Origin of the sequence: Methylobacterium sp. 2A (genome assembly GCF_009806555.1) — a bacterium.
In the GTDB taxonomy this organism is placed as follows: domain Bacteria; phylum Pseudomonadota; class Alphaproteobacteria; order Rhizobiales; family Beijerinckiaceae; genus Methylobacterium.
This window is the reverse complement of sequence record NZ_VUOK01000045.1, coordinates 1-12,724: the sequence shown is the minus strand read 5'-3', so window position 1 is coordinate 12,724 and position 12,724 is coordinate 1. Positions and strand designations below refer to the sequence as shown.

The 12,724-nt window shown below is 60.5% G+C and carries 11 protein-coding genes and 1 tRNA gene; 1 reads left to right on the top strand and 11 read right to left on the bottom strand.

Annotated features, from left to right (window positions below; translation table 11 throughout):
* Nucleotides 1-122: 122 nt before the first annotated feature.
* Entirely contained in the window at nt 123-1,571 is a 1,449-nt protein-coding gene (locus tag FVE89_RS20015) for a HEPN domain-containing protein (protein WP_246731059.1), read from the top strand.
* Nucleotides 1,572-1,709: 138 nt separating this feature from the next.
* On the opposite strand, the gene FVE89_RS20010 is transcribed toward FVE89_RS20015, so the two are convergent.
* The 11 genes from FVE89_RS20010 to hpt all read right to left on the bottom strand — a co-directional run bounded on the left by FVE89_RS20010 (nt 1,710) and on the right by hpt (nt 12,487).
* Nucleotides 1,710-3,215: a phage tail tip lysozyme gene (locus tag FVE89_RS20010; RefSeq protein ID WP_160536066.1), complete on the bottom strand. Its 1,506-nt coding sequence runs from the start codon at nt 3,213-3,215 to the stop codon at nt 1,710-1,712.
* Nucleotides 3,216-3,289: 74 nt separating this feature from the next.
* Nucleotides 3,290-3,736 (bottom strand): hypothetical protein, encoded by a 447-nt coding sequence (locus FVE89_RS20005; protein ID WP_160536064.1) that lies wholly within the window; start codon nt 3,734-3,736, stop codon nt 3,290-3,292.
* A complete protein-coding gene (locus FVE89_RS20000) occupies nt 3,733-5,118 on the bottom strand; it encodes a hypothetical protein (protein WP_160536062.1) in 1,386 nt (461 codons plus the stop codon). Before FVE89_RS20000 ends, FVE89_RS20005 begins: the two co-directional genes overlap by 4 nt.
* Nucleotides 5,119-6,011: 893 nt before the next feature.
* A complete protein-coding gene (locus FVE89_RS19995; protein ID WP_160536060.1) occupies nt 6,012-7,154 on the bottom strand; it encodes a hypothetical protein in 1,143 nt (380 codons plus the stop codon).
* 158 nt (nt 7,155-7,312) lie between these two features.
* A complete protein-coding gene (locus tag FVE89_RS19990; RefSeq protein ID WP_160536058.1) occupies nt 7,313-8,740 on the bottom strand; it encodes a tyrosine-type recombinase/integrase in 1,428 nt (475 codons plus the stop codon).
* 80 nt (nt 8,741-8,820) lie between these two features.
* Nucleotides 8,821-8,895: transfer RNA gene (locus FVE89_RS19985), tRNA-Thr, on the bottom strand.
* Between the two features lie 218 nt (nt 8,896-9,113).
* Nucleotides 9,114-9,368, bottom strand: a complete 255-nt coding sequence (locus FVE89_RS19980; protein ID WP_160536055.1) for a PilZ domain-containing protein — start codon at nt 9,366-9,368, stop codon at nt 9,114-9,116.
* Between the two features lie 182 nt (nt 9,369-9,550).
* On the bottom strand, nt 9,551-9,793 hold the full coding sequence (locus FVE89_RS19975) for a hypothetical protein (RefSeq protein ID WP_160536053.1): 243 nt from the start codon (nt 9,791-9,793) through the stop codon (nt 9,551-9,553).
* Nucleotides 9,794-9,930: 137 nt separating this feature from the next.
* Nucleotides 9,931-11,088 carry a helix-turn-helix transcriptional regulator gene (locus FVE89_RS19970; protein ID WP_160536051.1) on the bottom strand — a complete coding sequence of 386 codons (1,158 nt, stop codon included), beginning with the start codon at nt 11,086-11,088 and terminating at the stop codon, nt 9,931-9,933.
* Nucleotides 11,089-11,393: 305 nt separating this feature from the next.
* On the bottom strand, nt 11,394-11,759 hold the full coding sequence (locus tag FVE89_RS19965; protein WP_160536049.1) for a response regulator: 366 nt from the start codon (nt 11,757-11,759) through the stop codon (nt 11,394-11,396).
* Between the two features lie 161 nt (nt 11,760-11,920).
* Nucleotides 11,921-12,487, bottom strand: coding sequence for a hypoxanthine phosphoribosyltransferase (gene hpt / locus FVE89_RS19960; protein WP_160536047.1), 567 nt, complete (start codon nt 12,485-12,487; stop codon nt 11,921-11,923).
* Between the last annotated feature and the right edge of the window lie 237 nt (nt 12,488-12,724).

The window sequence follows — 12,724 nt, the reverse complement described above, 5'->3', positions numbered from 1 at the left end:
GGAACGATGCCGGAGGTGGACCGGAACGTTCCGCTGGAGCTTGCCCTATTGGAACGGCGAGCGAAGGCCTTAAGAGGGCCTATGCATTTCATATCGACCCTGATTCCTTGGTGGTGGAAGAGATGAAGCTGATAGATTTCGAGGAGTGGTTTGCTGTAAGAACTGGTCACGAAGACGATGATCACTGGCCTTCTCGCCTATCTTTCAGCGCTGAAGAAGGAATTGCCATCAACGCAGTTCGGTTTCTTGACGATCCCGCTGAGATCGGTGGTGCGACTTTCAATGCAGATACGCTGACCGGATGGCTGGACTATCAACGGCCTACTACGGTCGTAAGACCACGGTTAAAAAGCTCAGGAGGATTCGCGTTCGGTCCGAACACTCCCGCAATGAGGGTATCCTGTACTGCGGTGGCAGAGGCTATCATCAAGAACGTCTTTTTGACTGCCATCGAAGAACCGATATTCGCCGGTCTAGCAGTCGAGCACCCTGCCGTACATGCGTGGCTGAATCCCGGTCTCGTAAATCATGAATGGGTGCGAGTGGAAGGCGTCAATCATCCCAATTTGACAGTCCAGGTTCTGCCGCCGAGACAGCGTGCGCTAATTCTCTCGGATGGCACGCGAGTGACTATAAGCACTGCCACTAGAGCGCCACGAGGAGATGCTCTCTCGATATCCGACTACTCAGTCTTGGAAATGGACTTCCCGGCGCCTGTCAATTACGATGCAATCACAAGAATGGCTTGGCGTATATCAACTCTATTCGAGTTCATGATCGACTCTAGAGTGGAATCGCCTGTCATTCAGATGCCGACGACACACACAACGACTTGGAACGGAGAGCAAACACCCATCGTCGCTGAGCTTTGGTATAGGCCTTCGGAATCTAGACGTTCTAAGAGGTCTACCCCCGATGATTACGAAAGGCTTACAACGGAAGGTAGTGTATCGGTTACACTGGAAGCGCTGCTGGAGCGTATGATTGGCGGAAGCGATGAGCTGATACACTTCGCGGGCACGATCCAAAGTTCAGGAAACTTCGAGCAAACGATACACCATGGGTATGGCGAGCTTCTTGGAGGTCTTGAGGAGTTCGACAGGCAGCATTTTGGGCAGGACAGGGACCCCAATTTTAGAGTCAACATGCGTCGCTTAGCAGCTATTGTTCGAGAGCACGGATCAGAGGATGACCAACGGCTCTTCGAACGAGTTCGCGGATCAGCTTCCAACGGCTATTCATTGGCGCGGCGTCTTGAGAGGCTTTTCGAGCCCTGGCATGAGGATGGTTTTCGAGGCGAGCCGAACCTGGGTCGCATCCGTGATCTTCGCAACATCATTCCACATGGTCGGGGGTTGGAGTTATCAAGTGATGCAGCGCAAGACATGGTAGCATACACCACGCTTCTTTCTGCGGTCGGGCGTTATCATGTTCTTCGCGCCCTTGGATGTACTGGAGATGAGGTTGCTAATGCTTTCATGCGCCTACCGCACAAGTACGGGTTTCTGGTTCCTGATCGGTTTGTTCCTGAACGTCCCGGAGCTGGTGAAGCTGTGCCAGACCGCGAATGATCGAGCTCTAGACGGTCACACCTGTTGCATGTTTTGAGTGGAGCAACGCGACGGGGACCCGGGGGAAGCAAAGCGCTCTCCCCGGTCATGCTGCCGCCTCCTACAATCGCCTAGGAGGGCCGCTGAGCGGCTTGGCTGTTACTGAGCAGCACGCCTATCAAAGAACTCCAAGAAGCTCCCCTTGGGCTTCCCTGCGGATTTCACAGGGTCTCTCCCGGTCGGGGCTGTTCCGGTGTTCACCACAGGTGCAGCAGGAGGGTTCGCAAAGTTGCCCCAGCCCTTCTCAATGAGGGCATCAGCATCCCTGGCCTGCTTCATCCTGTCATCGTAGCGAGACTTGTAGAAGCCCTCAGGGTCGTAGTCCCTGTACCGAGTGAAGAGAGCCTGGTTGTACCGCTGCTTCTCGTCGTAGGTGCTGGTAAACTCCTTGCTGAGGTCTCGGAATAGGGACGCAACAGCCTTGTTGTCGTACTTGGCGTTCCCGGGCAGCAGGGCTTCAAGGGCCCGCGTAGCGTCACCCTCAGTCTGGACACCCTTGGCCTCCAGGAGCTTGGCGTCCCGCATCCTCATCAGATGGGACATCAGGCCAGCAGCGTTCCGGGTGCCTTCGTCGGAATCGTTGGTGAACGTGGCGAAGTCATTGCCAATGCGGCTCAGGGCTGAGAGGTTAACCTTCCCGTCCATCAGGAGCCGGGTATACTTCCGGGTGCCCTCCGCAGCGTTCCAGGCAGCCTCAGAGGCGTCGTTGTTGCCCTGGATGAGCTTCACAGCGGTGTCGCTGATGGGCTTGGCGTCAGGTGCGTGGATCTGCTTGACGGAGACGTTGCCCTTGCTGTCGTAGGTGTACGCACGGCCGGTCCTAGAGTCGATCTGGGTGTTGATGCCAGGGTCCTCATTGATCTTCTGTAGCGCCCTCATGCCAGCCAGGAGGGACTTGGCACCATCAGGGTTGTCTCGAGCCATCAGCGCCGCACCAGCGCCTGTCAGGGCATCCCCAAGGTTCCACCCCGCCTGCGGTTGACCGAATAGGGCACCAGGGCCACCGGACATGAAGGCATCCCAGCCCTCCTTCGGGGGAGCCTGTTGGGGCATCTGGAAGGATGCGTCCTGAGCACCCTCTGCCGGAAGGTCCGCAGGGTTGCCCTTAGCGAGGGCACCAGGGTTCACGCCACCATCAGCGCCGCTGAGGAGACGGAAGGCCTCTTGGGTGGCACTGAGACGGCCAGAGTAGTTGTGGGCGTTCTGGACCCCGTTCTGGGAGCCTGCGGGCCTCAGGGAGCGGATGACCGCTTCGTTGGCCTCACGGTCGTTCCTAGCGGCCTTCAGAGCATCGCCATATGGCTTCTCACCTCCGTACTTACCATCCATCTCGTTGTACCAGTGGTTCGCTTGGACATCAGGGTCCGTCCAAGCCTTGCCCATGGCTCCAGCGGTGTTCTGGAGATTCTGGAAGCGGTCTTTTCGCCACTGGAAGCCGCCATGGGCGGACCCATTGTCACCAAGAGCATCCATGCGTAGGCCACTCTCCTGCGCAGCGTTGCCAATCGAGGCAGCAATAGCCATCGCAGGGTATCCCCGCTGCTGACCAACCCTGATAAGAGCCTGGGAGAAGGGGTTCTTCAGATCGACGTTCCAATTAGTCATTCATACTTTCCATAGGTTATCGCTCGCGAGACCCGAAGCGGCCTCACGTTCTGCTCGTTGAGTCGTGGTTTGGTTTAGGCCTGAGAAGCTTCGGCTCTACGTGCAGCCCTTGCGCGCTTCTTAGCGGCTTTCTCTCGCATCTCGCCTGCGCTGAGTATCTGGCGGGTAGCCAGCGTTTTAAGCCTGGAGTTGAAGGGGCTCTCCATGATCTGGAGAGTAGCCAGCCAGGCCCGGTCAGCGTAGATGCCTGATGGGAACTCAGTGCCTGGCTTCAGCGGTCTGAATTGCATCTCAGCGTTTGCCTTGACTACCTGCCAGGCTTCTTCGGCCCACTCCTGGCTCATCCCGGCGGGGAGTTCTAGGGTGGCCTCAGGATCGGCACTCGGCCCAAGCATCTCCTCAAGTCGAGCTACTTCCTTCTGGAAGTCTCGGTAGTTCGGAATGAACTCCTTAAGGGCCATGCGAGGCTTGGTTTTGAGCTTCAGCTTCTTGTTCGTCTTCGTTGTTTCGGTCTTGGTCATGCGTAACAATGAATGGGTTGGTTGTGTATAGCCCGTAGGATGGGCTGTAGTGGCTCAGGAACGGGTTTGGTTTTCACAGGCAGGGTGACATCCAGAATGAACTTGGAGGCCGCCTGTAGGGCCTCCTGAGCGATTGCGGCGTTGCTCTGTGCGACGAATACGCCATCATGGCTTGGAAGAGCCACAACACCCAAGGACATGAGGTGGTCTAGCGCCTCAAGGAGGATGTCACTTTCAAGCTTCATCAATCGATAGCCCATCGGGACTTCGAGAGGTGCCGGGGGATCAATGATGGGCACCAAGGCAGGATGCTTGGCCTTCAGTGCGGCGCGGAGGCTCGCTGGGGTGGCTCCCGTAGGCAGGCCTTCCAGAGGCTTTCCGTACTTCCGACCGGCCCTGCCACCATTCAGGAGGGACGATAGGCCCTTCTTTACGGCCCCTCGGTGATCCTTGTTGGTGTGATCGTAGCCGTTCAGGAGCCCGGTCAGGTCGTAGGGGTCACCTGGGGGCCACTCCTTTCTCAGCAACAGGTAAGAGAGCCGGGGGTGCATGGCCTCGAAGTCGAGGTCTGCGATGGGTTCACCTTGAATCAGGAGGTTGCCCCTGCGGTCCTTCTCCAGGTTTTGCCAGAAGCCACCGCTGAGACGGCCGACTTGATCGAAGCGTGCTGCCTGGTCGTTCAGGACCACAAAGCGCCGGCTCAAGGTCCGGTCATGAATGGTGTCCACAATATCGAGACCATCGGGGATGAACCCCAGATCCGCGCCAGCCAGGAAGCTGTTTAGGCGAGACATCTCCAGTCGGATGCGCTCAGTCTCAGGGGTGTCCTGGAACTCGATGTTCCTCCTGGTTGGCTCCTGGCCGGGACCGTGGACCACCTTCCGTCTGAGCATGACAAGCGGGTTGTGCTTGTCGAGCCGGAAGCATCCCAGGTCCACGTCCAAGCCAGACACCAAAGCCGTGAGACGGCTGGTAGGTAGAATGGTGGTTGAGCCCTTGCCCTTGGCTCCCAAGGCCTGAGTGAGGAACCCGGCGGCCTCTAGCAAGTCCACCGTCTGCACGAAGGTGTTCCGGGGGATTGCTGGATTATCGTAGGGCTTACGGTCCCTGAGGCGCCGAGAAATGACCGTCGGGCGGCCTTCGGGATGTTTGAGAAGGCTGTAGGCCAGGTTAGACACCAACACATCCAGCGCCAGCCTGAAGGACTGAGCATCCTTGGTCTTCCGCTTCCGGCTCCGTGTCTCGATCCAAGTCACTTCATCAATGACAGCTTCCAGCACAGAACTCAGGGGACCAGGGCGAGCTAGGCGGTACTGATGGAGCCAACAGACTTTATCCTCATCGTTTACACCAACATCGTCATCCTCAGTGTCCTGGGTCATCTTTTGTCCTCATTGGTATCCTCTCTCGTGTGTATCCATCATAGTTCATCTCTCTAAGTGGTCCTTGGTCTGAAGGGTGACCTCCGGACTACCATAAGGGGACGTCATAAGGAAAAACCCCAGGAGCACAGGCGGCTCCCAGGGTCTGACGTGGCGTGATCTTTTTGATCGATGACGGGATCAGCGAGAGAACGGACGGCCTCCGGGTCCACTGCGGGGTGGCTTCGGGAGGTGCCTGCTGGCGGATCTGGGAGTGCCTTATTTCTCTAGAGGGCCACTTTTGCGGGTCTTAGATTGAGCTAACCGCCTGAGCTATATCAGTAACCATGCCTATGAAATCAGCCCATCCGGCGAGGTCGTCTTCTTAGGACTTTGAACCCACGAAGAGACACAAGGCATTGGTGTCTCGCGGAGAACTATGGAACGGATCAAGTTTGAACTGGAGGAAGGTCCCTCTAAGAACAGATCCGACCTGTGGCGTTAGCCCCCCAAGTTCTCTAGAGGGGGGCCGTTGTGACCCGAAGTTGCCACCAAGCCACTGAGCGAGCACGAGAACCAAGCTATCGGCTAACCCGGGGCTGCCCATCGAGGGGCGGGACGGAAGATCGGTGGTCCTCTGGAGGGGGCACGTTGCGGTCCTAAGGCAGCCTCAAGCCACTGAGCATCCAGCGGAACCAAGCTATTCCGCGAGACCCCGGGCGGCCCTAGAGTGCCCCTGGAATGCTCTAGGAAGCCCCAGGACGGCCGTGAGTGGTCTCGGGGCAGCCAGAGTGGACGCTTGAGGCTGAGGGGCGTCTCGAAATCTCGTGGCGTAGCTTTAGGGCGAATTGAGCTATAGAATTCGGTGGGAGCGGCGAGAGGAGTGGCAGAGTCTGCAACATAAGCTCTGCGCGTCACTCGCGCTTCCCATGCCTTTCCGCTGCCTCTCTGAGAAACTCTACAATCCGCTTCTGGAAGGCATAGTATGGCTGGCGTGACTTTGATGGGTTGAGAGCAAGCAGTGCCGCTGTCAATTCTCCGGCATTGGCCAAAGCCTTGAGTATGCGCGGTCCCTCGCGATCTCCATGTAGGCCCGCGTTGAACTCTTCTACTAACCGATCCACTTCCTTACCAAGCACCTCCACCCGCTCTGGGTAGGCTCTCGAATTCTCGCTGATGTAGGCCCAAATACGATTTCGATATTCTGACTTTCCGACCCTTCTGCCGTTCAGCTTTCCGTCTCGTGCAGGAAACAGCACATCGGCTAGCTTCTCCAGATAACGTCGCCCAGATAGGGCAGCTTGCGCTACGTCTTCCGCATTCTCGGCCCTTTCGAGCGCGACTACGGCGGCGCCAAGTACAGTGAAAAGCTGCGGATTGAGGTCTTCCAGTACCATTACAAGTTCTGACGCGGCATCTTCTCCGCCTTCAATGAGCCCCTGTATCACATCCCGAAAGATAGCAATGCGCTGGAAGTGCTCCAAAGTATCGTAATCATCAAAGATAGTTCCATGTCCTCCGCGATCTTCCCACGCCACGTCCGAGAAGCCCAGCTTGCTCATTGCTTCAATTTCATAGTCGTCTCGGGAGTCTTCTTCTCCCATCGAGTAAAACACTCGACATGTAGAGCCTTCGACGCGATAAAGCGGAATCATCGAGTTTCGAAAAAGCGCAAGGTGAGGCCCATGAGCATAGTTCACTTCTAATACTCCGAGATAACTGCTATCCTCACTCAAGGCTGCATGTAATTCTTGGGCCAGCTTAACGGTCATGTTTTCGAAAGTTAACGCATAGACAGTCCCAACACCTAATACGTCTCCCAGACGATCTTCGTGATACAATGCCCGTGTTCCTGAAGAATAGACCTTCATCATCAGGCTTTCAAATTGCTCCTGATTTCGATATTTGCCATAGGTCAGCACATCCCCGACCGATATTTTCATGTGCCGGCCTGAAGCTTGTATCAAGCCCAATCCAAAAACGAAGTCGCGTATAGGGTCGCCGTAACTGCCTCCGAACTTAGGGTCATCCGAATTGAATAGCAGGGCGGCATTCATGAAAACCTCGTGTAGAAGGTTTCGGCGGGGACACTTATGCCTAGTTTGGCGAAATTCAGAGTAGGCTGTCTCTAATTTCAGAGGGCTGAGCCTTGATCCTGACTATTCATCGGTGGGAGGTTATCAGGTGCCAGAAGCGGCGTCGCGTATCGTTTCGATCAATCGGCCTGAGGGGCCACCTTCAACATATGCTCCCGAAGCTGCTCAAGCGTGTAACCTTCGCCGTAGCCCTGACCGACCGACCGCTCTCCCCAGCCACCTAGGATCTCTTGGATCTCCTTCGGTACCTTCGCGTGTCTCAAGCGGTCCCTCATGGCGTGCCTGAATGAGTGCGATGTCTTCTCATTCTTCAGGAGGGTCTTGAGCCACTTGTTGATGGTGGCGCTCGCATGGGTGGCCTTGATCTCACCGTCTCGGGCGTACTGCGGGAACAGCCACATAGAAGGGGTCATATCTCGCTTCCGAGGGGCCGCCAGGGCTCGTTGTGCCGCCCACAGGGCCTCACCTACCAGAGGAACCTTGCGCTCGCTGTTGGGCGTCTTAAGCGTCCTGCCGAGCTTCGGGTGTGGCTGAATGATGATGTGCGGCACAGGGCCGTCTAGGACCACATCGGATCTGAGTAGACCAACGATCTCCCCAAGGCGCGCGCCCGTGTCCGACTGAAGGGCGACGATATGCCGAATGGTGTCGTCTTTTGCCCGGCAGGCCTTCGAGACTGTCAGAAGCTCATCGGCGGTGTAGGGTGCGCGTTCCTTGATGTCCTGACGCTCTTCGGCGATCTGTATGCTCTCGAACGGGTTATTACGGCCGTGGATGTCGAACTCCCTAAGGCCACGGTTGTAGACTGCTACCAATGTGTTGAGGTTTCGCCTGACGGTTAAGGTCTTGTTACCCCGCGACTGCATCGCTTCCACAAGCTTATGGGCGTGATCTCTGCGACAGTCGGCTAACGAGAGGTCCCCAACGGTCGTGTAGACTTGAGCAAACACCCGCTCCGCATCCGCCTTGAATTTGGCCTTCCGCCCCCTGGGATGAAGCTTAAGGTAGATTTCTAGGGCATCACTCAGGCGTGGCTCAGGGATCGTCTCACCCTCCTTGAGGAGCCGAACGGCCTCACGTTCTGCGGGAGTCCAGAGGTCTTCTACGTCCATCCGGTCGCTGTAAGGGCCGTGGCGTGCATCCACGTAGGCTTGCCCGTACCGCCGCTGGAAGTAGCCATCCAAGGTCTCGGTTGGGTCCTCCCACATTTCAAGCTTACGGCCCAACATGCCAGGGGTGAGGTTGAGCGCCACCAGAAGCAGCTTGGCTGCCTCACGGACATCCGAGGTGGGACCACCTGTCTCCTCCCCACCCTTCAGCGTGGCCCAGAGGATGTCATCTGCCTTTGCCATCTTGGCAGCCGCCACGGCCGCAACCTTCGGGTCACGGGTCTTGAGGCTCCTGCGGATCTGGGGCTTGCCGCCATGGTGGGGTTGGGCGTGCTTTGGGATGCGGCGGATATACCAGAGCGAGCCATCGCCCTTGAAGTCATGCACGTAGCGGGTCGTCACCACCAGCCACCCCAGATCGAGGAACTTCCGAGCCATGGGTACACCCAGAGTTACACCTGGGACGACCCTGAGAGGCCCTTAAGCTCCTCTACCTTCGACACAAAATCAAGATGACCTGGTGCCGGTGGAGAGGATCGAACTCCCGACCTTCGGTTTACAAAACCGCTGCACTACCGCTGTGCTACACCGGCGGGCGCTCTGAAACCGTTGAGGACATTGGCGGTTTCGGGGCGTCGGACGTGGGTTTGACTACGTTTGAGGCTGCTTCGTCAAGGCACACGGTCCGGCACAGTCCGTTCAGGCTCCCCGTCTCGCGTGTGCGATCAACGGACTCCCGGCTCCGTGGGGGTTCGCGCGGGCGGAACGGACGGATATCGTCAGCGCCGGTGACCCGTGCCGCCTCATCGGTTCAGGTGTCCGCGAAGACCACGCCGAACCGGGCGCCGGTGCGCCGGACAACCCTGCAGCGGCGCGACATCTGGTCGATCGCCGTGAGCAGTGTGAAGGTCTCGGGTACGGCGTCCTCGTCGCCGGCCTCCAGCAGCGCGCCGGTATCCGACATGTTCCAGACGAGGCAGCGCAGCCGCCTGCCCGTATCGGCGACCACGATATGCCCTGCGCTGAAGCAGTCCGTCCTGCCCGAGAGACGCTGTTCGCCCGCCATGTCCGACCTCGAAGAGTTCCGGCCTGGACAGATAGACGACGCGGCCTTCTTCCGCATGAAGGCCGTGCCGGAGGCTTCGCGTTGCTGGCGCCATGCTTACCGCCGCGACAACGCGGCAGCACAACTTGGCCGCTTCGGGCCGGTGGGCCGCGGCGGGCCATGGCGCCGGTCCCAGGCCGGACTCAGGGTTGAGCCTCACCCGCATCCTCGCCGCCGGTGGCGCCGATTGCAGGCCCCGGCCGGTAGGCATCGAGCGTCGCGTAGGCCTCCGTGTCGGTGAGACCCAGCCGCTCCATGTCGGTCAGCAGCGCCAGGATATCCGGGTCGACCGGCTCGCCAGCCTCCCTGCGCTCGATCAGGGTGTTGACCAGTTCCAGACCAGCGATCGACGTCGCGCTGGGTTCGTTCGGATCGGGGAAGGCCATGGCTGGTCTCTCGCGGGATGGTCCCCGGACCTAGGTCGCCCCGCGGCGTTCGGCCATGGGCCGCTCGCATGATGGCCCCGGACGAGCACCGCCGGCCGGCCCTGCCGTCGCCGCGCGAGGGCCGTGCGGGCCTGAGCTCAGCGCGCGCGTCCGCTCTCGAGGAGCAGAAGGCGCGTGAGTTCGGCCTGCCGGGAGACGCCGGTCTTGCGGAAGACCGCGCGCAGCTGGGAGCGGGCGGTGTCGATCGTGATGCCGTAGCGTTCGGCGGTTTCCTTCAGGCTCGCCGTGCCGTCGAGGGCCGACGCGAGCCGGGCCTCGGCGGCCGTGAGCCCATAGGTCTTCATCAGCGCGCCCTGGATGTCGGCGGGCGTCCGGGCCGTCTCGCACCGCCGCAGCACCAGCAATGCGAGCTTGAGCGGCAACACGAGCAGGCCGAAGCGTCCGGCGCTCAGGAATTTCGGATCGACCGGCATCGTGCAGGCCGCGAACGCCCCCCAGGGCGTCGGGACCGCCGGGGCCGCCGAGAACGGACCCACCAACGCCCCCGGTGCGCAGGCAGCGGCCACCGCGTCACGGATGCAGAGGCGCAGATCCGGATCGCGCACATCCAGGACGTTCAGTCTGCCACACCGCACGACCTTGCCGTCCCGCAGGAGATTCTCCGCCGCTTCGTTCGCCCCATAGATCCGCATGTCCTGCGCGATCAGAAGCGCCGGTTCGACGAGGGCGTCGAGGAGGGAGCCACCGAGGCGCCCCGGTCCCGCATGGCGGCTGGCATCGAGCGTCCGGCGGATGCGGGGACCGAGAATCCTCAGAAGAGGCTCATAGACGGCGTTGGCGGATTCGGCGCGGCGCAGGTCGTAATGCAGGGCGATGAAGCCGAGCCGGCCATCGCTCTCGGCGAACCGCATGCCGCTCGACGCGTCGGCGCCCCCGGCCCGGGACAGCCAGTCCGTGTAGAATTCCGTCTTGGTGAATTCCGAAGCGGGTAGAAGTCTCTCGCTGAAGATGGGCTGCATCGCCGGCGCCGACAGCATCACCGGCATCCAGGGATTGATGGCGTTGTAGTATTCGGCATAGCGCTCCACGACGCCGTCCGGCCAGCCGGACGACGTCAGTGGCACCGCGCTCCGGCCGAGAACGTCGACCACCTGGATCCCGGTCTTGCCCCCCGGCACGGCGGCCGCGAAGGCTGTCATGACGTCTTCCCACGCCTCGGGCTCGAACGCCGCCCGATCGATCAGCGCTCCGATGTCGTTCGCGAGCGCGACGATCTTTCGACTGTAATCAAGCACCGGGTCCACCCCTGAATACCGGTCTGACGCGCGTCAAATCGGTGTAGGCATACTGCCGGTGCCGAAGTCTGTTTTCAAGACAACACCAAACTCGGAGGCGGGAGGTCCGTTGTCCGACACAGCAGGGCGCGGCGGAATCGCGCGTCGATCACGGCCGCGTGATGCCACGCGCGGCCGTGCAGGCCGCCGCACGGCTTTTGCCCGTGTCGTGATGCGCGCGGAACCGATGTCTGTTTCGGCGGAGAGCGCTCCAGCGCCCGCATATCGGACCTTCGATAGGTGGACCTTCGCGGGCTCGGCGGCGGTCAGGCGGCGAGCGCGCGCTTCACCGTGGCCCGCAGATCCGCCAGCGAGAAGGGTTTTGTCAGCACGTCGGTGACGATCGCGTCGAGCCCGCGCGCCCGCTCGCGCTGGTCCGCGAAGCCGGTCATCAGCAGGATGGTCAGGTCCGGAAAGTCGCGCTTGGCGGCCAGCGCCAGGGCGATGCCGTCCATGAGCGGCATGCGGATGTCGGTGAGCATCAGGTCGAAGGCGCCATCGGCCTCGTTGAGGCGGTCCAGCCCGTCACTTCCATCGTTGGCGGTGACGACCGCGTGCCCGTCGATCTCGAGCCCCCGCTTGAGGAAGCCCCGGACAGTCTCTTCGTCATCCACCAGGAGGATGCGCGCCATGTGGTCCCGTAAACGTCCTCGACCCCGAGCGCCGCCGTGATCACGGTAAGGCCCTCGATAGACGACAGACGCAGACCGATCCGTCGCGTGTCAAGATGGCATCGCCGAATACAGGCATATCGCCGGCGGCTGCGGCGAAAATGCCGCGTTGCCGGGGGCTGCTACGGATCGAACAGATCGGGATCGCCGCTGCCGTAATCGACCACCCCGACGAAGGGCAACTGCCGGAAGGCGTGGGCGGCATCCATCCCGTAGCCGACGACGAACACGTCGGGGCAGATGAAGCCGACGAAATCCGCGTCGATGGTCACGGCGCGCTTGCCGGGCTTCTCCAGCAGCACCGCGGTGAGCACCCGCCGGGCGCCGCGCGCCATCAGCAGGTCCTTGGCGAAGACGACGGTCCGACCCGATTCGAGGATGTCGTCGACGAGCAGCACGTCGCGCCCGCGCACTTCGCTCTGGACGTCCCGCAGGATCTCGACCTGGCCGCTGGAGACCGTCGCGGTGCGGTAGCTCGACAGATGGACGAACTCGACCTGCGGCGCGAGCCCGACCCGGTGCAGCGCCCGCAGCAGGTCGGCGGCGAACATGAAGCTGCCCTTGAGCACGGCCACGACCAGGAGGTTTTCGGGCCGCGCGGCCAGGATTTCCTGGGCGAGTTCGTCATTGCGCTTGGCGATGGCCGCCTCATCGAAGAGGGTTCGCACGCGCCGTTCAGGGATGCTCATCTCACATGTCCCGGAAGCCCGGTCGCGGGACGGGGGCCGCCGCCGCGCTCAGGAGCGGTCTTAGCGCCCTCGGGGAGCGGGGGGAACCACGGATGCGCATGCGTGGCGCCGCAGCGTCATCCAAGGGACGAGCCCCGGACGCAAAAGGGGCCGGCGATCCCAGGGGAATCGCTTCAGCTTTTTGTTGCTGATTTTGGGGTCTGTCGGATGAGGGCCTCGAGGTAGTCTGGGTTGAGA

Coding starts and splice junctions, on each gene's coding strand:
- FVE89_RS20005 (WP_160536064.1), bottom strand. CDS start 3,736: ATGACCAAGACCGAAACAACGAAGACGAACAAGAAGCTGAAGCTCAAA.
- FVE89_RS19965 (WP_160536049.1), bottom strand. CDS start 11,759: ATGGCGCGCATCCTCCTGGTGGATGACGAAGAGACTGTCCGGGGCTTC.
- FVE89_RS20015 (WP_246731059.1), top strand. CDS start 123: ATGAAGCTGATAGATTTCGAGGAGTGGTTTGCTGTAAGAACTGGTCAC.
- hpt (WP_160536047.1), bottom strand. CDS start 12,487: ATGAGCATCCCTGAACGGCGCGTGCGAACCCTCTTCGATGAGGCGGCC.
- FVE89_RS19980 (WP_160536055.1), bottom strand. CDS start 9,368: ATGGCGGGCGAACAGCGTCTCTCGGGCAGGACGGACTGCTTCAGCGCA.
- FVE89_RS19990 (WP_160536058.1), bottom strand. CDS start 8,740: ATGGCTCGGAAGTTCCTCGATCTGGGGTGGCTGGTGGTGACGACCCGC.
- FVE89_RS20000 (WP_160536062.1), bottom strand. CDS start 5,118: ATGACCCAGGACACTGAGGATGACGATGTTGGTGTAAACGATGAGGAT.
- FVE89_RS19975 (WP_160536053.1), bottom strand. CDS start 9,793: ATGGCCTTCCCCGATCCGAACGAACCCAGCGCGACGTCGATCGCTGGT.
- FVE89_RS20010 (WP_160536066.1), bottom strand. CDS start 3,215: ATGACTAATTGGAACGTCGATCTGAAGAACCCCTTCTCCCAGGCTCTT.
- FVE89_RS19995 (WP_160536060.1), bottom strand. CDS start 7,154: ATGAATGCCGCCCTGCTATTCAATTCGGATGACCCTAAGTTCGGAGGC.